The 21,165-nt window shown below is 62.0% G+C and carries 14 protein-coding genes; 11 read left to right on the top strand and 3 right to left on the bottom strand.

Annotation, left to right across the window (positions count from 1 at the left end):
* Positions 1–142 precede the first annotated feature (142 nt).
* Complete coding sequence (locus HBF24_RS14395; protein WP_167174272.1) at positions 143–688, bottom strand: MarR family transcriptional regulator; 546 nt, start codon at positions 686–688, stop codon at positions 143–145.
* 100 nt (positions 689–788) lie between these two features.
* On the opposite strand from HBF24_RS14395, the gene hppD reads away from it, so the two are divergent.
* Positions 789–1,877 (top strand): 4-hydroxyphenylpyruvate dioxygenase, encoded by a 1,089-nt coding sequence (gene hppD, locus HBF24_RS14390; RefSeq protein ID WP_167174269.1) that lies wholly within the window; start codon positions 789–791, stop codon positions 1,875–1,877.
* Between the two features lie 57 nt (positions 1,878–1,934).
* On the opposite strand, the gene HBF24_RS14385 is transcribed toward hppD, so the two are convergent.
* Positions 1,935–2,432, bottom strand: a complete 498-nt coding sequence (locus HBF24_RS14385) for a DUF5362 domain-containing protein (protein ID WP_240922592.1) — start codon at positions 2,430–2,432, stop codon at positions 1,935–1,937.
* Between HBF24_RS14385 and hmgA the strand changes: the two genes are divergently transcribed.
* The 4 genes from hmgA to HBF24_RS14365 all read left to right on the top strand — a co-directional run bounded on the left by hmgA (position 2,416) and on the right by HBF24_RS14365 (position 7,265).
* Positions 2,416–3,723, top strand: a complete 1,308-nt coding sequence (gene hmgA / locus HBF24_RS14380; protein ID WP_167174264.1) for a homogentisate 1,2-dioxygenase — start codon at positions 2,416–2,418, stop codon at positions 3,721–3,723. The two genes, HBF24_RS14385 and hmgA, sit on opposite strands and share 17 nt — an antisense overlap.
* 91 nt (positions 3,724–3,814) lie before the next feature.
* Positions 3,815–4,798, top strand: coding sequence for a fumarylacetoacetate hydrolase family protein (locus HBF24_RS14375; RefSeq protein WP_167174261.1), 984 nt, complete (start codon positions 3,815–3,817; stop codon positions 4,796–4,798).
* Positions 4,799–4,944: 146 nt separating this feature from the next.
* Entirely contained in the window at positions 4,945–6,423 is a 1,479-nt protein-coding gene (gene hemN, locus HBF24_RS14370) for an oxygen-independent coproporphyrinogen III oxidase (RefSeq protein ID WP_343162775.1), read from the top strand.
* A gap of 80 nt (positions 6,424–6,503) precedes the next feature.
* Positions 6,504–7,265 (top strand): helix-turn-helix domain-containing protein, encoded by a 762-nt coding sequence (locus HBF24_RS14365; RefSeq protein WP_167174258.1) that lies wholly within the window; start codon positions 6,504–6,506, stop codon positions 7,263–7,265.
* Between the two features lie 92 nt (positions 7,266–7,357).
* On the opposite strand, the gene HBF24_RS14360 is transcribed toward HBF24_RS14365, so the two are convergent.
* Positions 7,358–9,580, bottom strand: a complete 2,223-nt coding sequence (locus HBF24_RS14360; protein ID WP_240922591.1) for a cbb3-type cytochrome c oxidase subunit I — start codon at positions 9,578–9,580, stop codon at positions 7,358–7,360.
* Between the two features lie 298 nt (positions 9,581–9,878).
* Here HBF24_RS14360 and HBF24_RS14355 point away from each other — a divergent pair, with 298 nt between their 5' ends.
* The 6 genes from HBF24_RS14355 (at position 9,879) to HBF24_RS14330 (ending at position 21,148) form a co-directional block, all read left to right on the top strand.
* Positions 9,879–11,126, top strand: a complete 1,248-nt coding sequence (locus HBF24_RS14355) for an NnrS family protein (protein WP_167174252.1) — start codon at positions 9,879–9,881, stop codon at positions 11,124–11,126.
* A gap of 1 nt (position 11,127) precedes the next feature.
* Positions 11,128–11,526 (top strand): SirB2 family protein, encoded by a 399-nt coding sequence (locus HBF24_RS14350; RefSeq protein ID WP_167174249.1) that lies wholly within the window; start codon positions 11,128–11,130, stop codon positions 11,524–11,526.
* 223 nt (positions 11,527–11,749) lie between these two features.
* Positions 11,750–13,147 carry an oxygen-independent coproporphyrinogen III oxidase gene (gene hemN / locus HBF24_RS14345; RefSeq protein ID WP_167174246.1) on the top strand — a complete coding sequence of 466 codons (1,398 nt, stop codon included), beginning with the start codon at positions 11,750–11,752 and terminating at the stop codon, positions 13,145–13,147.
* 941 nt (positions 13,148–14,088) lie between these two features.
* The gene (locus HBF24_RS14340) at positions 14,089–17,097 is read left to right on the top strand and encodes a TonB-dependent receptor (protein ID WP_167174242.1); all 3,009 of its coding nucleotides are present in this window, start codon (positions 14,089–14,091) and stop codon (positions 17,095–17,097) included.
* A gap of 332 nt (positions 17,098–17,429) precedes the next feature.
* The gene (locus tag HBF24_RS14335; RefSeq protein ID WP_167174239.1) at positions 17,430–19,550 is read left to right on the top strand and encodes a hypothetical protein; all 2,121 of its coding nucleotides are present in this window, start codon (positions 17,430–17,432) and stop codon (positions 19,548–19,550) included.
* Between the two features lie 149 nt (positions 19,551–19,699).
* Complete coding sequence (locus HBF24_RS14330) at positions 19,700–21,148, top strand: sugar porter family MFS transporter (protein WP_277344554.1); 1,449 nt, start codon at positions 19,700–19,702, stop codon at positions 21,146–21,148.
* Positions 21,149–21,165: the final 17 nt, after the last annotated feature.

The following is a 21,165-nucleotide window of genomic DNA, read 5'->3' as shown; positions in this document are numbered from 1 at the left end:
TCTGCGAGAATCTGCAGCCCATGGATGCCCCAAGCTTAATGCGTGAGGCATTAGCCTGTCCTTAGCCCGATCGCAAGGATCGGTGCGACTGGGGGCTGTTTACGGCCGCGGGGACAGGGCCGCGGGGTCCGGATAGCCGATGTCATGTGTCGCTCGCAGCTGACGCGGGCGCTTCGTCGCTGGATGATGGGTCAGGGCGGCGCTCAAGGGTGCCCTGTTCCAGCGTGCAAAGGATGCGTTCCAGCCACTGGCGCTCGTCGTGGTCGAGCCGTTCCAGCAGTTGCGCCTCGTGGGCACGGGCGATCGGGGCCACCGCGTCATGCACCTTCCAGCCCTCCTCGCTGAGACGCAGCACCGAGCGGCGGCGGTCATTGTGATGGGTGGCCCGGTCCACACGGCCGGCTTCGACCAGTCGCGACAGCGCGCGGCTGACGGCGACCTTGTCCATCGCGGTGCGCTCGGCCACCTGCTTGGCCGACAGCGCCTCGTAGCGGCCCAGTACGGCCATCACGCGCCACTCGGTCATCGACAGCTCGAAGCGCTGCTGATAGTCGCGGGCGATGGCGCCGCTGACGGTGTTCGACAGGATCGACAACCGGTACGGCAGGAAATGCTCCAGTGCCAGCGGGGCGTGCTCGGCGGCAGCGGGTGCCGGTGATCCGGCGGGGCGTGATGCGGGTCGGGGCATGCTGCGGTGCCTCTTGCAAATGGTTACATATGAAACTATAACGGTCGTCCTCGCCGCGCAAGCGGTGGCTCATTGCACGCACTATCCGGAGGAAAACCCCATGAATGCACAGCCTAATCTTGGCATGCAGGTGACCACGTTCGAAAACCCGATGGGCGTGGATGGCTTTGAATTCGTCGAATTTGCCGCACCCGATCCCAAGCTGTTGCACGACCTGTTCCCGCGCTTGGGGTTTACCGCGGTGGCCCGGCACAAGACCAAGCAGGTGACACTGTATCGCCAGGGCGACTGCAACTTCCTGGTCAATGAGCAGCCCGATTCCTTCGCCGCCGATTTCGCCAAGGCGCACGGTCCCTGTGCCAGCGGTTTTGCGATCCGCTTCAACAAGGGCGCCGATCAGGTGCTGGCCACGGCCAAGTCCAACGGTGCGGAGGAAATCGACCACAAGGCCGATACCCGTGCCATCGATGTGCCGGTGATCAAGGGCATCGGCGACTGCATGCTGTACCTGGTGGACACCTATGGCGACAAGGGCGAAGTGTACGAGGACCAGTTCGAGTGGATCGAGGGCGTGGACCGTCATCCGAAGGGCTTCGGTCTGACCTTCATCGATCACCTGACCCACAACCTGTTCTTCGGCAACATGGCCAAGTGGGCCGACTACTACGAGCGCCTGTTCAACTTCCGCGAGATCAAGTACTTCGACATCAAGGGTGCCAAGACGGGCCTGAAGTCCAAGGCCATGACCGCGCCGGACGGCATCGTGCGCATCCCGCTGAACGAGTCCAACGATCCCAAGAGCCAGATCAACGAGTATCTGGACGAGTACAAGGGCGAGGGCATCCAGCATATCGCCTGCTTCACCGACAACATCTATGAGACGGTCGAGGCCATGCGCGCGTCCGGCATGGAATTCCTGGATACGCCGGACACCTATTTCGAGGTGGTCGACCAGCGCATCCCGGGCCACGGTGAGGATGTGCCGCGTCTGGCCAGGAACAAGATCCTGATCGACGCCGACATGGACACCAAGAAGAAGCTGCTGCTGCAGATCTTCACGCAGAACTGCATTGGTCCGATCTTCTTCGAGATCATCCAGCGCAAGGGCAACGAGGGTTTCGGCGAGGGCAACTTCCAGGCCCTGTTCGAGTCCATCGAGCGCGACCAGATGAAGCGCGGCTTCCTTTAAGCGGACCTCAGTGGAGCCGGGCCGGTGGCGTCACCTGCCACCGGCCCGCGGTAGGTTTCACAGCGCGTGATGCATGCCGCTGAAGATGGCCGAGCCGATACCCAGGACGAACACCATCAGCACGAGCGCGAAGCTGATCACGATGAGGATGCCCTGGATGACAAAGTACGTGCGCAGCTTGCCCAGCGCCATGCGCATCGAGGCTTCGTCGCCGGACATCTGTGCCCGTTCGAGTGCACCGCCGCTCTGCCAAAGCAGTACGCCCATCCAGATGGGCAGCCAGGCCACCAACAGTCCAAGGCCGAACGTGCTCAGCACGCTCAAAGCGGCGCCGACGATGGTGATAATGCCCAGAAACTTGATCCATCCCTTGCCGCTGGCCAAGGGCGTGACGAGGTCGCGCACGAGTGCGCTCCGATCTTCGGTCATGTGGTGCTCTCCATGAGATTTGATTGATGCTGGATTCCCCAATTCAGCATCGCCGGAAAGACTATGCTGGCCAGCCAGGCGGCGCAACGAAGAGGTATGGAGGATTGGCATGAACGAGACGTCCATCAGATACCAGAGCGGCTTCGGCAACGAATTTGCCACCGAGGCCGTGGCCGGCACGCTGCCGGTGGGTCAGAACTCGCCGCAGCGCGTGGCGCACGGGCTCTACGCCGAGCAGCTTTCCGGCACCGCATTCACCGCGCCACGCAGCGAGAACCGTCGCAGCTGGCTGTATCGCATCCGCCCGGCGGCGGTGCACGGCATGTTCGAGGCCTATGCGCAGCCGCGTCTGAGCGGCGAGTTCGCGCACGGCCCCGTGTCGCCCGATCAACTGCGCTGGGATCCGCTGCCGATGCCCGAGGCGCCGACCGATTTCGTCGACGGTCTTTACAGCATGGGCGGCAATGGCAGCGCCGATGAGCAGTCCGGTGTCGGCATACACATGTACGCCGCCAACCGTTCCATGGACGGGCGTTATTTCTATGACGCCGATGGCGAGTTGTTGATCGTGCCGCAGTCGGGCCGGCTGCGCCTGCATACCGAGCTGGGTGTGCTGGAGCTCGAGCCGGAGGAAATTGCCGTCATGCCGCGTGGCGTGCGTTTTCGCGTCGAGCTGCCCGATGGCCAGGCGCGTGGCTACGTGGCCGAGAACTTTGGCGCGCAGCTGCGCCTGCCCGATCTTGGTCCCATCGGCGCCAACAGCCTGGCGCTGCCGCGCGATTTCCTCAGCCCAGTGGCGGCCTACGAGGACATCGAAGGTGATTTTGAGCTGATCGCGCGTTTTGGCGGGCATCTGTGGCGCGCCGCCATCGATCATTCGCCGCTGGATGTGGTCGCCTGGCACGGCAATTACGCGCCGTACAAATACGACCTGCGCCGCTTCAACACCATCGGTTCGATCAGTGTGGATCATCCCGATCCTTCCATTTTCACCGTGCTGACCTCGCCCAGCGACACGCCGGGCACGGCGAACATGGATTTTGTGATCTTCCCACCGCGCTGGCTGGTGGCCGAGCATACTTTCCGCCCGCCGTATTTCCACCGCAACGTGGCCAGCGAGTTCATGGGATTGATTGTGGGCGAATACGATGCCAAGGAGGCGCGCAGCGGCGGCTTCGTGCCCGGTGGCGCCAGCCTGCACAACTGCATGAGCGGCCACGGCCCGGACGCGGCCACCTTCGAGAAGGCCTCGGCCGCCGAGCTGTCGAAGGCCGATCACCTGACCGGTACCATGGCTTTCATGTTCGAGACCCGCCGGGTGATCCGGCCTTGCGCCCAGGCGCTTGGCGCCGCGCATCGCCAGACCGGCTACACCGAATGCTGGGCCGATCTGAAAAAGCATTTCCAGGCGCCGTGAGCGCCGCGACTGCTGTGAGCGGTCGTTCCATTCACGCCGGCGCGCCTGATCAGGGCGCGCCCCAAGCACAAGCCCCAAGGAGCTGTGACGCATGAAACTGGGTTCCCTCAAGCAAGGCGGCCGTGACGGTACGCTGATCGTGGTCAGCCGTGATCTGGCCCGCGCCGTGAAAGCCACCGACATCGCGCCGACGCTGCAGGCGGCGCTGGATGACTGGGCCAACGTGGCGCCGCGCCTCAATGCACTGTTCGAGGACCTGCAGGCCAGCCGCGCCGCTGGTGCCTTCGCGCTGGATGTGGAAGTGCTGGCCGCGCCGCTGCCGCGTGCCTACGAATTTGTCGACGGCTCGGCCTACCTGCCGCACGTCGAGCGCGTGCGCAAGGCGCGTGGTGCCGAGGTGCCGGAAACCTTCTACTCCGATCCGCTGATGTACCAGGCCACCAGTGCTGGCTTCCTGGGGCCGCGCGACACCGTCATCGTGCCCAGCGAGGACTACGGTATCGACCTGGAAGCGGAGGTGGTGGTGGTCACCGATGATGTGCCGATGGCCGTGGACGCCCGTCAGGCCGCCGAACACATCCAGCTGATCGGTCTGGTCAACGATGTCAGCCTGCGTGGTCTGATCCCGGGCGAGCTGGCCAAGGGCTTCGGTTTCCTGCAGTCCAAGCCGCGCTCGGCGCTGTCGCCGGTGTTCGTGACCCCGGACGAACTGGATGGGCACTGGAAGAACGCCAAACTGAATCTGCCGATGCGGACCTGGATCAATGGCCAGTGGTTCGGCGAGGCCGAATGTGGCGTGGACATGCAGTTCAGCTTCGCACAGCTGGTGGCTCATGCCGCCAAGACGCGTCCGCTGACGGCCGGCACCATTGTCGGTTCCGGCACCATCGCCAACCAGGACACCTCCAAGGGCGCCTCTTGCCTGGCCGAGCAGCGCACCGTGGAAAAGCTGCGCGACGGCGAGCCGGCGACGCCTTTCCTGAAGTTTGGTGACCGCGTGCGTATCGAGATCACCGACCAGGACGGGCGCAGCATTTTCGGCGCCATCGAACAGTCCATCGCCGGCGCGTCGTAGATCGAAAGCAGGCATGCTGCTCCGGCTCTTCATTCGGGTGCTCGTCGAGGACCGTTAGTGGACGCGACGAGCCCGCATGGACGGCTCTCGAGGCGCGCAGGCCTGGGTGACAAGGCAGTTTCGGCCCGTACCCAGCAGTCGAATACGTGCGCATCGACCGAGGCTGGTGGCGGGCTGGATGGGTCTTGATTGGAATCAAGGCGGATCGTCAGCCTGGTGGCCACACTGGCTGCATGACGAGCGTGCTGTTCGATTCGGCGCTGATGGCCCGCTATGGTACAAGCGGGCCGCGCTACATTAGCTATCCGACGACACTTCATTTCCACGCTGGCTTCAGTGAAGTCGATCTGCGTACGGCGGTGAGTGCCTCAAACGAGGAGCTCATCCCACGGGACCTGTCGCTGTATGTGCACGTCCCGTATTGCTTCAATCGGTGGTTCCAGTGTCGTTGTCGGCAGGCCGTGGGCACCAAGGGCGGCCACGAGGCAGATCGCTATCTCGCGTATCTGGCTCGCGAGGTGGCGTTGACGGCGTCGCTGTTCGACCGTGATCGGAAGGTGGTGCAGTTGCGCTTCGGCGGCGGCACGCCGAATTTTCTCGACACCGAGCGGATGCGTGCCCTGATGCGCACGTTGGACGACGGCTTCAGTCTGAGTCGTGGCCCGGAGCGTGAGTTTGCTGTCGAAATCGATCCGGAATTCGCCAGTGTCGAGCAGGTGGCCGCGCTGGCCGAATTGGGCCTCAATCGCATGTCGCTGGGCATCCAGGATTTCGATCCGCGGATGCGGGAGGCGGTCAATCGTGTGCATAGCGTGGAGCGAGTGCGCGAACTGATGCAGACGGGACGCAGCCATGGGGTCGACTCGATCAGCGTCGATGTGATTTACGGCCTGCCACATCAGAGCGTGGATGGCTTTTCTCGCACTCTGGAACAGGTCGTCGAACTGGCGCCTGACCGTATCGCGGCCTATAGCCATACGCATTCGCCGCAATCGCTCCAGGCCCGGTGGCACGTGCCCACAGCGAAACTGCCGGACGCGCCCATCAAGTCGGCCATGTTCGGCCGCATGCTGGAGATGTTCACCGCCGCAGGCTACGTCTATCTCGGCATGGAACAGTTTGTCCGCGCTGAAGACGAGCTTGCCCGCGCCCAGCGCGCCGGAACCTTGCAGCGCAATGTCCAGGGCTACTCTACGCATGGCGATGGCGACATCGTTGGATTGGGTGTGAGCGCCATCGGTCGCATCGGCGACAGCTACAGCCAGAACCTGGGCGACCTGCCAGGTTATTACGCTGCGCTGGATGCCGGACACCTGCCGGTGGCTAGGGGGTTTCAGCTGAGCGATGACGACCTGATTCGCCGCGAGCTGATCGGCCAGCTGGTATGTCATGGCCGGGTGAACAAGAGCGAATTTTCCGATCGTCACCGGCTGTTGTTCGATGTGTATTTCGCTGCCGACCTGCGGCGCTTGGCGCCACTTGTCGAGGACGATCTGGTGCGCATGGATGGTCAGGTTCTTGAAGTCACCCCGCGCGGGCGCCTGTTGGTCCGCCACGTCGCGATGTGTTTCGATGCCTACCTGCATGATGGTCCGTCGCGCACCGGTTCCTCGCGCGCCAGCTGACTCGGACCGCGCTGGAGTCTGTTCCCGCGAATCGGCATACTTGATGCCGACTTGATTTGCGACCGTATCGGCACGACGCCATGGATACCGATCTTCCGGCCGGCAAGCTGCCCGAGCCGCCCAGTCCGATCGCCAACGATGGCGATGCGGTGCGGTTCTGCCGTACGTGTGCTTTTTCCAGTGCCTGTATCTCCGCCGGCTACCACAAGCCTCAGCTGGCCGAGCTGCACTGCCTGGTCGAGCATGTGGGCCCGTTCCACGCTGGCGACCATGTGTTCCGCACCGGTGATCCTTTTCAGGCCATCTACGCGGTGCGTGGCGGCATGGTCAAGACCGTGCTGTTCAACGACGAGGGCGAGGAACAGGTGCTGGGTTTCTACCTGCCTGGCGAAGTGGTGGGGCTCAATGCCATCTATCCCGAGCGCTTTCCCTGCGACGCGGTGGCGCTGGATACCACCTATTTCTGCCGCTTCTCGTTTCCGGCCATGAGCGCCCTGGCCACGCGCATGCCAACGCTGCAGCATCATTTATTTCGTCTGCTCAGCAAGGAGCTAGGGGCGGCCTCACTGATGGCCGGGGATCATTCCTCCGATGAGAGGCTGGCGGCGTTTTTGGTGGATCTGGCCGAGCGCTATGCAGCGCGAGGATTCTCCGGTACCCGTTTCCGTCTGAGCATGTCACGCGGTGACATCGCCAATTACCTGCGATTGGCGGCCGAAACCGTCAGCCGGGTACTGGGGCGGTTTCGCCAGCAGGGCCTGATCCGCGTCGAGGGTCGGGAAGTGGAGCTGCTCGATTCAGTGCAGTTGCGCCATATCGGTCATACCCTGCTGCCTGATTGAAGTGTCAGGCGCCTTGGCGCACCCACCCATTGCCGCACCTGCACGCAGGAAGAGGCCCGCCAGCGCGGGCCTCTTGGGTTTGCCAATATCTTTCAGATTTCGCTGGCCGCCACTTCGCCGGCCGGCAACGCGGCCTCGCGGCGAGTCCTGAAACCGGCCAGCAACTTGGCCGCGAAGTCCCAGGCCATGACCAGCGCACCGAGGGCGAACACGATGTCGCCGGGCATACGCATCCACTGCCAGAAGGAGGTGGTGTCGTAGAACTTCAGGCTGCGGGCCCAGGCGTAGCCGTGGGTGTAGACCGCTTCCAGCTGCGGCCAGCCGATGGGGAAGAAGTTCATCACTATCCACATCACCAGGCCGGCGTTGTACAGCCAGAAGGCCCAGATGCCCGCCCTGTCGCTCCATGTCCGCGCCCCGGTGAGGTAGCGCAGCACCATGTACACCAGGCCGATGGCCAGCAGGCCGAAGGCGCCGAACATCGAGGTGTGCGCGTGGTTCAGGGTCAGGAACGTGCCGTGCTCGTAGTAGTTGACCAGTGGTGCGTTCAGCGTACCGCCGCCGAACACGCCGGCGCCGACGAAGTTCCAGAATGCCGAGCCCAGGATGTAAAGATAGGCCAGACGGTATGGGAAATCGCCCTTGGCGCGGACGTGACGGTGCTGCTCGATGGCCTCCAGCACCAGCAGGAACAGCGGCAGGACCTCAATGAACGAGAACATGCTGCCCACGCCGATCCACAGGCCCGGCTCGCCGGCCCAGTACATGTGATGCCCGGTGCCCAGCACGCCGCCGATGAAGATCAGGATCCACTCGAACAGCACCGCGCGCTCGACCATCTGCCGCGAGACCAGCCCCAGCGCCATCAGGAAGTAGCCGGTGACCGCGGCGGTGAACAGCTCGAAGGCCAGCTCCACCCACAGGTGCACCACCCACCAGCGCCAGAAGTCGGTGATCGAGAATGAAGGGTTGGGCGTGGCCAGCGGGATCATGCCGCATACGTACAGCACTGCCACGCTGAGCGTGCTGAACCACAGCAGGTGTTCGATGCGGAACAGTCCGTACAGTGAGCGGCCGCCCTGGCGGAACAGTGACTTGAGCGTTGGCCAGAAGGCGCGCAGCAGCACCGCGCACCATACCGCCAGACCGATGAAGAACAGGATCTGCCAGAAGCGCCCCAGTTCCAGGTAGGACAACCCTTGGTTGCCGAACCAGAACCAGCCTTTGTCGACCAGGCCCATGATGCCCAGGTAGTCGCCGAGCAGGGCGCCGCCAACGATCACTACCAGCACCCAGAAGATCAGGTCGACCAGGAACTTCTGGCCCTTCGGCTCACGCCCGCCGATCAGTGGTGCCAGGAACAGCCCCGCGGCGATCCAGCTCACGCCGATCCACACGATCGGTGCCTGCAGGTGCACGCTGCGCAGAAAGGCGAAAGGCAGCCACTTGTCCACCTCGATGCCGTAGAAGCTGGCGCGTTCGGTGTAGTAATGGGCCATGATCGAGCCGGCCAGGATCTGCACCAGGAACACGCCGGCCACCACCAGGAAGTACTTCCACAGTGCCTTCTGGCTTGGCGTCGGGTTGTGGAAGCCGGACAGCGCCGGCTCGAACGTCTCGTTCGCCGCCTTCGGCTCGATGAACATGCGGAACACCATCAGCACCGCGCCGATGGCCAGGAACACCATCAGGAACGAGGCCCAGGTCCAGGTGAAGGTGGACTTGGTCGGATGGTTGCCGACCAGCGGTTCGGACGGCCAGTTGCTGGTCCACGAGTAGTTCTTGCCGGGACGCCGAGCGACGGTGGTCAGCGACGAGTACAGCAGGAAGCTGGCGGTCTGCTGCGCCTGAGTGGCGTCCAGCGAACGCGCGCCGGTGTAGCCCTTGCTGAAGTCGTCTCGGCGCAGCGAGGTGCCGATGCGCCCGCGCAGGGTCGTGATGGCCTTGGCCACCGCCTCCGGCAGCACCACCGTGCCGCGGCTCAGGTCGATGCCCTGCAGGTCCTTGCGCATCGTTCGCGTGATGCCCGACTGCCGGTCCGCGTCCAGTGCCTGGAATGGTGCGCCGTAGCGGGCCAGGGCCAGATTGTTGCGTGTTTCGTGGGCCAGCTGGACCAGGTATTCGGCAGTGTAGTCCTCGCCGAAGTACGACCCCATGCCGTACAGGCTGCCGTAGTCCATCAGGTCGGCCTTCTGGAAGCCCGACTTGCCGGCCACGATGTCGGCACGTGTCATGACGGTGCCGCCACCGGCCGACACCATCTGCTGCGGCAGGGGCGCGGCCTGCTGGTAGGTGCTTCGGGTGGCGAAGACCATGCCGATCCAGCAAGCCGCGGTGGTTATGAGCAGGACCCATATCAGGACCTTGCTGATGCGGTCCTGCGGGCCGGTGCGACCCGCAGGGAGTGTTGTTGCGTTCATGCTGCCTTCCTGTCTGCGATGGGAGACGCCGACATGCTAGGCAGCCGCGGGCGGACACCGGCTGATCTATGTCAGCCGCTCGCCATATGGCGGGTTGTCGCGACGGCCGGACGGAGCCGCGTGCGCCTGACACAGGTCAGGACGCGTGGCCGACGCATCGGGCACCATGCCGACAACAACGAAGAGCCCGACCATGCGCGATACGACCTCTCCCGATACGTTGGCAGGCACACTGGCTGCACGACTGGCGGTACCGGCCGCCGCGCCTCACCGACTGCTGTTTCTGGGTGGTGCCATCGCGGTACTGCTGAGCATGACCTGGTGGACCGCCGAGTTGGCGGCAGGCCGCCTCGGTTGGAGGCTGCCGCAGCCGACCATCCCGCCCGGCTGGGCGCACGCCATGCTGGCGCAGTACGGCATGCTGCCGTTCTTCATCTTCGGCTTCCTGTTGACGGTATTCCCGCGATGGCTGGGCCAGCCGGCTTTACCGCGGCGGCGCTACCTTGGTGTGTTCGGCTTGCAGATGGGCGGCTATCTGCTGGCCCACGCCGGCCTGCTGGGGCGCCCGCACCTGCTGCAGGCCGGGTTCACGCTGATGCTGGCCGCGGCGGCGCTGGTGTGGCTGACCCTGGCCGGCGTGCTGCGCCGCTCGGGCCGGCGCGACCGACATGCGCTGTCGAGCCTGCTGGCATTGGGCGGTGAATGCTTCGGTCTGGCCGCATTCGATGCCTATCTGGTCGGGGCGTCGCCCTGGTGGGCGTTGCTGGCGATCCAGGCCGGCACGTTCGGTTACCTGCTTCCGGTGTACCTGACGGTATGTCACCGCATGATCCCGTTCTTCAGCGCCAACGTGGTCGCCGGCTACCGCGTGGTGCGTCCGGACTGGACGTTGCTTCTGCTGTGGCCGCTGCTGCTGGCGCACCTGATGCTGGCGTTCGCGCATGCCTTCGCCTGGCTGTGGCTGGCCGACCTGCCGCTGGCCGTATTGCTGGGGGCGCTCGCGCTGGCCTGGCAGCCGTGGAAGGCGATGCGACCGGGACTGCTCGCTGCGCTGCACATCGCCTTTGCCTGGGCACCTGTCGCATTCGTGCTGTACACGCTGCAGAGCGTGGTGCTGTTGGCCGGCGGGTCGTTCTTGCTGGGTCGCGCGCCGTTGCATGCGCTGGCGATCGGCTTCTTCGGCTCGATGCTGCTGGCGATGGTGACGCGGGTCACCCAGGGCCATTCGGGGCGTCCGTTACGCATGGGGGCGGTGGCTTGGTTCGGCTTCGCCGTGCTGCAGGGCGTGGCCGTGGCGCGTATCGTCGCTGCGGTGTCGACCGACCACCACAGCAGCTGGCTGTTGCTGGCCGTCTCGGGCTGGCTGTTGGCATTCCTGCCCTGGGTACTACGTTCGGCGTGGATCTACCTGACGCCGCGCGTCGACGGTTGCGAGGGCTGATATGGCCGCCTTTTTCCCGCAAATACTTTGGTTGCACATTGGCTGCGTGATCGCCTCGGGCAGCCTGTTCTTCACGCGCGGCACAATGATGCTGGCCGGCTCGCCCATGGCCAACCATCGCGCGTGGCGCTACCTGTCCTATGTCATCGACACCATGCTGCTGGTCGCGGCGCTGCTGCTGGTCTGGATCATTCATCAGTACCCATTCGTGCAGGCGTGGCTGACGGTGAAAGTGGTGATGCTGGTGATCTACATCGTGCTGGGCGTGTTCGCGCTGCGTCGCGGACGCACGCGTGCACAGCGCGCGGTGTTCTTCGTGGCCGCGATAGCGGTGTTCCTGTTTATCGTCAGCGTCGCACGTACGCAGTCGCCGCTGGGGTTCCTGGGGGCCTGGTTCTGATCAAGGGCTGCGGCCGATGTTGCAAGGATAGGGACACTTGGGGCGGATGCTTGCGCTTGGCGTCGAATGCAGTGATCGGGAGCGATACATGACGTGCTCTCGCGTCGTTCGTCCATCATGTGCGCGCGGGAACAAGGTCCGCAAATCTGCGGCAGCCTGTCGCAGGCGAGTCGTGGTTGATCGTCGTCAATTGCCGCTCCTGCCTGCGCGCCACACTGCACGCATGGCTACCGTACTCACACCCCGCTTCGATCCGGAACTGATCACGCGCTACGACGTGCCCGGTCCGCGTTACACCAGCTACCCGACGGCGCCGCATTTTGGCCCGACCTTCGGTGAACACCCATTGGTGGAGGCCGCGCAGCGCTCCAATCATGCGCGGCCGGCGCGTCCGCTGTCGCTGTACGTGCATGTGCCGTTCTGCGCCAGTCCGTGCTTTTACTGCGGCTGCAACCGCATCATCACCCGCGATACCAGCCGCGCCGACCGCTACCTGGCTTATCTGGATATCGAGGCCAGTCTGCTGGGGCCACTGTTTGACGAATCGCGTCCGGTGCGCCAGTTGCATCTGGGTGGCGGCACGCCGAACTTCCTGGATATCCAGCGCATGGGCGTGCTGATGGGCAGCCTGCGCGAGTACTTCAGCTTTGCCGGGGATGGCGAGCATGAGTTCGGCATCGAGGTCGATCCACGCTTTGCCGACGCCGACTACATTCGCGGTCTGGCCGCGCTGGGCTTCAACCGCCTGTCGCTGGGCGTGCAGGATCTGGATCCGGGCGTGCAGAAGGCGGTCAATCGCGTGCACGATGTCGACACCGTGCGCGGCCTGATGCAGGCGGCGCGTGAGGCCGGCTTCCGCTCGATCAGCATGGACCTGATCTATGGCCTGCCACAGCAGGACGTGGCGCGTTTTTCGCACACGCTGGAGCAGGTGATCGAGCTGGCGCCCGACCGCATTGCCACCTACAGCTACGCGCATCTGCCCTCGCTGTTCAAGGCGCAACGCCGCCTGGAGCGCTCCGAGTTGCCCGATGCCGCGACCAAGCTGGCACTGTTCGGCCGCACGCTGGAGCTTCTGACCACCGCCGGCTACCAGTACGTGGGCATGGATCACTTTGCGCTCAGCGACGACGACCTGGTGCGAGCGCAGCGCGAAGGCACCCTGCAACGCAACTTCCAGGGTTATTCCACCTGCGGGGACTGCGACATCGTGGGTCTGGGCGTCAGCGCCATCGGTCGCATCGATGACACATACAGCCAGAACCATCGTGACCTCAAGGACTATACGGCCGCGCTCGACCACGGCCATCTGCCGGTGGCGCGTGGTCACCGGCTGGACGCGGACGACCTGATCCGGCGCGACGCCATCGGCGAACTGATGTGCTACGACCGTCTGGACATGGCTGCCTTCGGCGCTCGTCACCACATCGACTTTGCCAGCTACTTCGCCCACGCCATCGAGCGTCTGTCACCGCTGCAACGCGATGGTCTGGTGACGATCGATCATGGCTGCATCGAGGTCACCCCGCGCGGACGTCTGCTGCTGCGTCACGTGGCGATGTGCTTTGACGCCTACCTGCACGGCGAAGACGTGCCGCAGCGCTACTCACGCGCTATCTGAGCCCAGCTATGAAACCTGCGCTATGTACCCAGGCCGTTTGTGGCCGGGGAAACTCAAGTTTTGGGTAAGGAGCTCTGTGCGCTCGGCATATGCTTTGGTCGCTCGCCGTCGTATCCTGGCCCCGTCGCGTCCTTACGGGTACGCCCGTTTCCCGGATGCGCCGATGTGAAGCGATTCTGTGCTCGCATAGCGACGTGACTTGGGTGGGGATGGTGCTGCTAGCTCGGTTGCTGGTTGGTGGCACGCCACACCAAATGTCACCGCGCTAAGGCGAGCATCACGTTCTTCCCTCGGCCCCGCATATGGTGTGTTTCCTCACGCCTGGTCGGTGGTGTTGCTTTGTGCCCTGTGCTCAAGGGCTGCATGGCGCTGGCCGCCATAAGGCTTGCTATTCCCAGGGTGGCAAGGGGGTGCGCCAAAGCCGCGCTTGCGGACATGCGGCCCCGGTTGGCCACTAAGCCGAGAAGGAGTTTGCGTGGGGCAACGTAACTTCCTTTAATCCACATCCCTGCGAGCCGTCCGGAGACTTAGCGCTTTCGCGCGCCTCACATTGAGCGCATCTCCCGCTCGGGCGTCGAATCGATCACCTTGTTCACCATTAGACGTACAATAAGATTGTTGGTTGACTGCGCAGTCATTAAGGGCGCATACTGCATCCATTCCCACGTGGAATTGCGTTGATGCTTGGTAGGGATGTAAGCGGCGGTGAGCCGCTCGGTGCCAGGAGGTATCGATGCTTTACCCAGCGCGGCGAGAAATCATCAGAAAAGCAGACATTTCCATCAGTTCCGGGGAGGAAACTCGATGACTTGTGACACCGTTCGTGTAAGTGCTGACTCGTGCTCGCTTACGGCATCAGTGATCGCGCTGCTGATCGTCCGTTGGGATAACCGGGTGGATGTTCCTTCAAGTCGAAGCCAGGCTTTCATGGAGGTAAGCCCATGAGCTTCCATGCAAAGCACATGCGTACCCGCCCAGTCTTCCGCATCCAGATCAACTCCCTGGCCGCACTGCTGGCGATCTGCCTTGGTGTATCGACTGGCACACTGCACGCACAAACAGCGACGGGAGGGCTCTCCGGCTACATAGCCACTTCCGATAAGAATGTCATCGTCACTATCCACAACCTGGACACCGGCAAGAATCTACAGCGCAAGCCGAATGACAATGGCCAATACATACTGGGCTCGCTTTCGCCTGGTGAGTATGTGGTCACAGCCCACGCCAACGGGCACGCACTGGGCAAGAAACGCGTTGTCCAGGTCGTAGCGGGGTCGACCACCCGAGTGCCAGAGATTGGCGCGACAGCGTTGGCGGCGGTCAGTGTGAGCGCACAGTCGGTAAACGCTGGCTTCATCAATCCAATTGACGTCACGACACCCCAGCTCAGCACCATCGTGTCCGCCCAGCTCACCAATGAGTTATCTCAGACACGGTCCGCGAAAAGTGTCGCCAACAGTTTCCTTTCGCAAGTATCGACAGTGGGAAGCGGGTATCCGCGGTTCAACGGTGCCTCGGGCGGGGAAAACAGGTATTACGTCAACGGATTCGACACGACGCGAGGAAAGACCGGCATCGATCTCACCGGCATACCCGGCGAAGCCATGGCCAGTGAACAGATCATCGGCGACTCGGCTTCCGCCCGGTATTCCAATGCGATGGGCGGTTCGATGGCACAAACGGTGAAGCAGGGCAGCAACAAGTTCAAGGCCGGCTACGACGTCTACTACACACCGGGCTCGTCGAAGCTGCTGCGGCCTCATGGACGCAATTACCGATATCCGGACGGCAGTTACTACACTTTCAACAATGGCCATGCCGGTGCGAGCACCAACCAGTTCCTGTGGGCCTCCGGCGCCCTCGTGAAGGACAAGTTGTTTTTCTATGTGCTGCTGAACGACACGCCACCTTCCAAGAGCCGCTCGGTCGATACGTCCGGAAGCACGCAGACGGTGAGTTCCGGTCGGGAGAAGCGCCCGCTGGTCAATCTCACCTGGAACATCACCGGCAACCAGGTGCTGGACGTACTCGACACGGAAAATTTCCAGCGCGGCTTCAGCACCGCCTACTCTCTATCGAAGAAATACGATACCTCCGACAAGACCTTCAAAAGCTGGAGCGACTCCTATTACAAGGAGAAGGTGCTTATCGGCAACTATCACTGGTATATCAACGATGACATGACGCTGACATTGATGGGTGGACGCCTGTCGAACGGCAGCGGAGGTCGCACCAACGCCGAGGGGCTGGGTGGACCCTTCGCCCGCCAATACAGTCTCGATGATCGCTCATCGGAAGTCATCAGCGCCAATCCTTCCTCCAGCTCGCTGATTCCTTCCACCTATTACGAACTGGGGTATCGCGGCGACTTCGAGTGGACCCCGGGCAATCATAAGATTTCGTTCGGACTGGAAAAATACACGATCGGCTTCAGCAACCTGGCGATCAACGGTGCCAACGGCGAATACCACTATCACGAATACTCTTCGACGACCACGCTTCCCAACGGCGCGGTGGTGCCGGCCTACACGCCATTCGTGGACTCGCAGTACAGCCGCTCCGGCGGTAACTTCTACAGCGTGAATCGCGGCGCTTTTCTGCAGGATTACTGGCAGGTCGCCAGGAATGTGGTGCTGTACATGGGCGTACGCCGCGACCAGACGATCGGCCATGAAATCAACGGCGACACGTATCTCGACTTGTTGACGACCACGCCGCGTATCGGCCTTGCCTGGGACATGTTCGGCGACGGTTCGACCAAGCTCGGATTCAACGCCGGACAGTACACCATTCCGCTGCCTGCGGGCCTAGACAGTTCGGTGGGTGGGGATACCGTGGCCACCACCGATTATTACGCCTACTCGGGCATGAATCCCGATGGGAGCCCGAGGATAATCTCGAAATACGGATCCACGGTTACCACGGGAAGCGGAAAGCCGACCGCTGCCCAGACCATTGCATCCAGGAATATAAGGAACACTTATCAGAACAACTTCACCGTCTACATACAGCATCGCTTCAGTCGCGTATGGCAGGGCACCGTGCAGGCGAAATACGACGTGCTGAAGCGGATCGTTGAGGACACCTGCGATCTCGGTGAGGACAGCCCTGCATATCGTTATCTACGGTCGCAGGGCTATGCGGACCCGAAAATAAGCAACTCCTGCGTGCTGTACAACCCCGGATCGGATCTCGTGCTCACCAATGATTTCAACGGCGACGGCTCCATGGAGACTGTGAAAATACCGTCGTCGGTCTACAGGATGCCCCACGTCAAGCGAAAGAATTACCAGCTCATCGGCACGCTGACCCACGCCTACTCGCAAAGCGAACCCTATTTCCTGAATGTGAGTTACACCTGGTCGCATATCTATGGCAACGATCCCGGCGTGATCGATGCGCTGCACGGACAGGATAACGAAAACGCCACGCACAACTTCGATTACCCGCAACTTGAAATCGGCGCCACGGGGAACCTAGATTCGGATGCCAAGAACTCCCTGAAGATTAATGGTTATTACAAGTTCGCGGGTAGCGGCGTGCGTTTGGGAGGCAATCTCGATTTCTACACCGGTATTCCGCGGAACTGCAACAGTTACTATCCGAACACCGAGCAGACGGCTTCGGGACGAGCAGTGCAGACATATGCCAACGCCACGTGGTTCTGCTTCGACAAGGTGACGCCAAGAGGTTCCATCGGAAGACTTCCCAACTATCTGGATGTCGGATTTTTCATCGGCTGGACCATCCGCCTCGGTAGCAACAAGCTCGACATGTCCGTGAACGTGGACAATCCATTCAATTGGCAGCGGGTGACCTCCACCAATCACGACTGGAACACGGGACAGACGGGAAGCGGTTCCTACAACAATCTGAATCCATCCTACGACTATCCCTCTTTTCAGGGCGCGCGTTCGGCGAGGTTTACCCTTCGCTACACCTGGGAATGAGGCCGAGCGTCCCGGTCCCGGCAAAGCATTCGTGCGCGCAAGTGCGTTCGGACCTGCATCGATTCATCGAGTCCGGTCAATTTCGAACCGGACACGTCACGGACGACACGTCACGGACGAGCGGTCCTTCCGCTAGGCTTGCGGCATGCGGTTCACATCAATGGCGGTCCACCCACAGATTTGCAATCACGTCTTTCATTAAAGGGCTTTCCATGAACATATCCGAGAAACATGCTCCCCGGCTCAAGCGTCTCGTCCATGGTGTCGGTCTGTACGGAGCTGCAGCGGGGTTGTGCCTCGTTCTCTGGAGCGCTGCGAGCGCGGCACTCGCCATGGGTGCGAGTTCTGGCTCCGGCGGCGCTTCGGTCGAGGTCGATGCCGGTTCGGGTCGTTACGTCATCAGCAAGGACCAGCCGGATCTGCGTTTCGTCGGCAGCGTCGGCGCGCCGCTGACCGACGTGCGTCGCGGCGACGGGCAGGATGCCATCGGCCGCTACCGCGAGACGTCTTTCGCGTGGACGCATGATGGCCGTTATCTTGGCTCCATCCGTGCCTATGAAGGATCGCCGGTGGTGCTGTTCACCGTGCAGGCCGTGGGCAAGGCACGGGCTGCCGACATGCGCTTTCCGGATTTCAGCCGGATGCCCGGTGCGATGCATCACTACAGTTTCCGCGACAGTGTGTTTTCGCCGCCAGTGTTCGGCAAGTTGCCCCAGACTTCGACGCCATGGCTGTTCTTCGACGGTAAAGATGACGCCTATGTGGTGTCGCCGGCTAGTCAGTTCATCGTCTCGAAGATGTTCGGCGACGGTGAGAAGAGCATGGCGGTGGGCCTCAATCCCGAGCTCCATCAATTGCCGGCGCATTTCAAGCACAAGGCCATCCTGGTGATGGGCCATGGCATCGGTCGGACGTGGAAGCAGTGGGGACAGGCACTGGTCAGGCTGCACCACAAGCAGGTGCCGTCCAATCATGCCGACGACATCCTCAAGTACTACGGCTACTGGACCGACAACGGCGCTGATTACTACTACAACTACGATACCGAGAAGGGCTATGCCGGTACCCTGGAGGCGATACCGGGTGAATACGCCAGGCATGGCTTCAAGCTCGGCTATATGCAACTGGACAGTTGGTGGTACAAGAAGTCGATCTACGGTGTGGACGGCAAGCCCAATGCCGGACACAAGAACCGACGGCTTTCCACCAAGGGAACCTGGAATCGCTACGGTGGACTGATGGAATACCGGGCCGATCCGCTGGTATTCGCGCATGGGGTGGCGCCGTTCCAGAAGCAGCTGGGATTGCCGTTGGTAACCCATAACCGCTGGATCGATCCGCGCAGTCCGTATCACAAGAAGTATCAGGTCACGGGCTATGCCGCGACGGGCATGAAGTTCTGGAGGGACATGGCCGACTACCTGCATGATTCGGGTATCGTCGACTATGAGCAGGACTGGCTCAACTTCATCTACAGCAAGACGCCGCGTATGGCCAGCGACGTCTCGGTGGGCAACGATTTTGCCGACCATATGGCCGCTGCCACTAAGGCCCGCCACATTGACATGCAGTACTGCATGGCCACGCCGCGCTTTTTCTTGCAGGGAGCCAAGTATTCCAACCTGACCACGATCCGAACCTCGGATGACCGTTTCGAGCCGAAGAAGTGGCGGCACTTTATCTACACCTCGCAGCTGGCCCATGCGCTGGGCATCTGGCCGTGGAGCGACGTGTTCAAGAGCCACGAGACCGGCAACATGATTGTCTCGGTGCTGTCAGCGGGACCAGTGGGCACGGGCGATGCACTTGGGCGCGAGGACATGGCCAATATCGACAAGGCGGCGCGTCCCGACGGTGTACTGGTCAAGCCGGATGTGCCGTTAATGCCACTCGATTCCGATTACCTGCATGCCGCCGAACATGAGGATGCGCCGATGCTGGCGGCGACCTATACACAGCATGGGTCAATCCGTACCAGTTACGTATTCGCTTTTGCCCCGGGTAAGGACACCGGGCGGCAGTTCCACTTCAAGCCGTCCACGCTTGGACAGCAGGGGCAGGTCGTAATCTATGATCCACTGACACATGCAAGCCGTGAATTGGCTGCCGGCGACGCTTTCAGCTCGACGCTGAAGCATGGCCAATATGCCTATACGTATTACATCGTCGCGCCCGTCCAAGCCAATGGCATTGCCTTCCTGGGTGATGCCGGCAAGATCGCCTCGACTGGCAAGACGCGTATCAAGAGCATGCATGCCTCGAGCCGCAGCCTGACAGTGGAGGTGGGCTTCGGGAAGAGCGATCACGACGTCATCCTGTCAGGCCATTACCAGAAGTCGATCAAGGCCAGCCGCGGGCAGCTGAAGCTGGATTCGGATACGCACATGTTTACGTTGCGCTTGCGGGCACCTTCAAGTGCTGGCACGCAGACCGTGACATTCACCCAGACCTGATCCGAGAGTTCGCGAAAATTGCGGACCGATTATCGGGCAAGGGGAAGGGGAAACATCCAGTTTGCGTGTGACGCCTTCGCAGCGCGCAGGTGACGACTCCGGACGCAGAACCCAGAACCGGGGGAGTCTCCTGCCGTGGCGCAACGTGCTTGTTCTATCCAAGCCGTGTGCAAGCTATCGGCGCTTACCGGGAGACATCGATGAATATGCTCAACATCACGCCTATTCGTGGTGAAAGAAAACCAGGCACAGCGGCGGTATTTGTCGGGATCGTCGGTGCGCTGGCCGGACTGATGTTCGGTTTGGACATTGGGGTGATCTCAGGCGCGCTGTCATTTGTACAGCACGAATTTCATGCCACTGACGCCACCCTTGAGTGGGTGGTCAGCAGCATGATGGGAGGCGCCGCGATGGGTGCGGTGATTGCCAGCCGCCTGTCGGCCAGACTCGGGCGCAAACGCTCGTTGATGCTTGGTTCGATCGTGTTCGTGCTTGCGTCGTTGCTATGCGCTGCCGCCTGGTCGGTAGCCGTGCTGATCATGGCACGCGCCATTCTCGGTGTGGCCATTGGCATTCTCACCTTCACGGCGCCGCTCTATTTAGCGGAAATTGCCTCCGAACGTCGGCGTGGTGCACTGGTGTCCTCGTATCAGCTCATGGTGGCAACAGGCGTCTTTCTCGCATTCCTGTCCGACACCGCCTTCAGCTATGGCGGGCACTGGCGCTGGATGCTGGGCGTGATTGCTATTCCCGGCACGTTGTTCCTGCTGGGACTCAGTGTACTGCCGGATAGTCCGCGCTGGTTGATGATGCGTGGCCACAACGAGGAGGCCGAGGCGGTGTTGACCCATCTTCGTGGCGATGCAGACAAGGCCCGTGACGAGGCCGCGGAAATTCGTGAGCAGCTGCGCATTCCGCAGCGCGGTTGGCACATGTTCCTGGAGAACCGCAACTTCCGGCGCTCGGTGGGGCTGGGCATGCTGTTGCAGGTGATGCAGCAGTTCACGGGTCTCAACGTAGTGATGTATTACGCGCCCCGCATCTTTGAGGACATGGGTTATCACAATGGCGCGCAGTTCTGGTTTACCGCCGCGGTAGGCCTTACCAACGTGATCGCTACGCTCATTGCCATCGCGCTGGTGGATCGCTGGGGCCGTAAGCCGATTCTGTATTTGGGATTTCTGGTGATGTCGGTGGGCTTGGCCGCCGTCGGCGCCATGATGCATCTAGGTATTCAGGGCCACGACAAGCAGTTGTTCACCGTTGCGATGCTGTTGATGTTCATCGTCGGTTTCGGCATGTCAGCCGGCCCGCTGATCTGGATCCTGTGTTCGGAGGTCCAACCCATCAAGGGACGTGACTTTGGCATCGGCTGCTCCACGGTCACCAACTGGGTTGCCAACATGCTGGTGGGCTTGACCTTCCTGAGCCTGCTCAGTGGCATCGGTCATGCTCAGACCTTCTGGCTGTATGGCGCATTGAACGTATTGTTCATTTTGCTGACGGTGCTGTTTGTTCCAGAAACCAAGAACGTCACTCTCGAGCATATTGAACGCCGGCTCATGGCCGGCAAGCCCTTACGCAGCATTGGTCAGTAAACGACGCGCCTCGCGTG

The organism is Oleiagrimonas sp. C23AA, from assembly GCF_011759385.1.
Taxonomy (GTDB): domain Bacteria; phylum Pseudomonadota; class Gammaproteobacteria; order Xanthomonadales; family Rhodanobacteraceae; genus Oleiagrimonas.
Note: the sequence above shows the minus strand (reverse complement) of the source record. Positions and strands in the feature narration are given on the sequence as shown.

Coding starts and splice junctions, on each gene's coding strand:
- HBF24_RS14395 (WP_167174272.1), bottom strand. CDS start 688: ATGCCCCGACCCGCATCACGCCCCGCCGGATCACCGGCACCCGCTGCC.
- hppD (WP_167174269.1), top strand. CDS start 789: ATGAATGCACAGCCTAATCTTGGCATGCAGGTGACCACGTTCGAAAAC.
- hmgA (WP_167174264.1), top strand. CDS start 2,416: ATGAACGAGACGTCCATCAGATACCAGAGCGGCTTCGGCAACGAATTT.
- HBF24_RS14385 (WP_240922592.1), bottom strand. CDS start 2,432: ATGGACGTCTCGTTCATGCCAATCCTCCATACCTCTTCGTTGCGCCGC.
- HBF24_RS14375 (WP_167174261.1), top strand. CDS start 3,815: ATGAAACTGGGTTCCCTCAAGCAAGGCGGCCGTGACGGTACGCTGATC.
- HBF24_RS14365 (WP_167174258.1), top strand. CDS start 6,504: ATGGATACCGATCTTCCGGCCGGCAAGCTGCCCGAGCCGCCCAGTCCG.
- HBF24_RS14360 (WP_240922591.1), bottom strand. CDS start 9,580: ATGGTCTTCGCCACCCGAAGCACCTACCAGCAGGCCGCGCCCCTGCCG.
- HBF24_RS14355 (WP_167174252.1), top strand. CDS start 9,879: ATGCGCGATACGACCTCTCCCGATACGTTGGCAGGCACACTGGCTGCA.
- HBF24_RS14350 (WP_167174249.1), top strand. CDS start 11,128: ATGGCCGCCTTTTTCCCGCAAATACTTTGGTTGCACATTGGCTGCGTG.
- hemN (WP_167174246.1), top strand. CDS start 11,750: ATGGCTACCGTACTCACACCCCGCTTCGATCCGGAACTGATCACGCGC.
- HBF24_RS14340 (WP_167174242.1), top strand. CDS start 14,089: ATGAGCTTCCATGCAAAGCACATGCGTACCCGCCCAGTCTTCCGCATC.
- HBF24_RS14335 (WP_167174239.1), top strand. CDS start 17,430: ATGGGTGCGAGTTCTGGCTCCGGCGGCGCTTCGGTCGAGGTCGATGCC.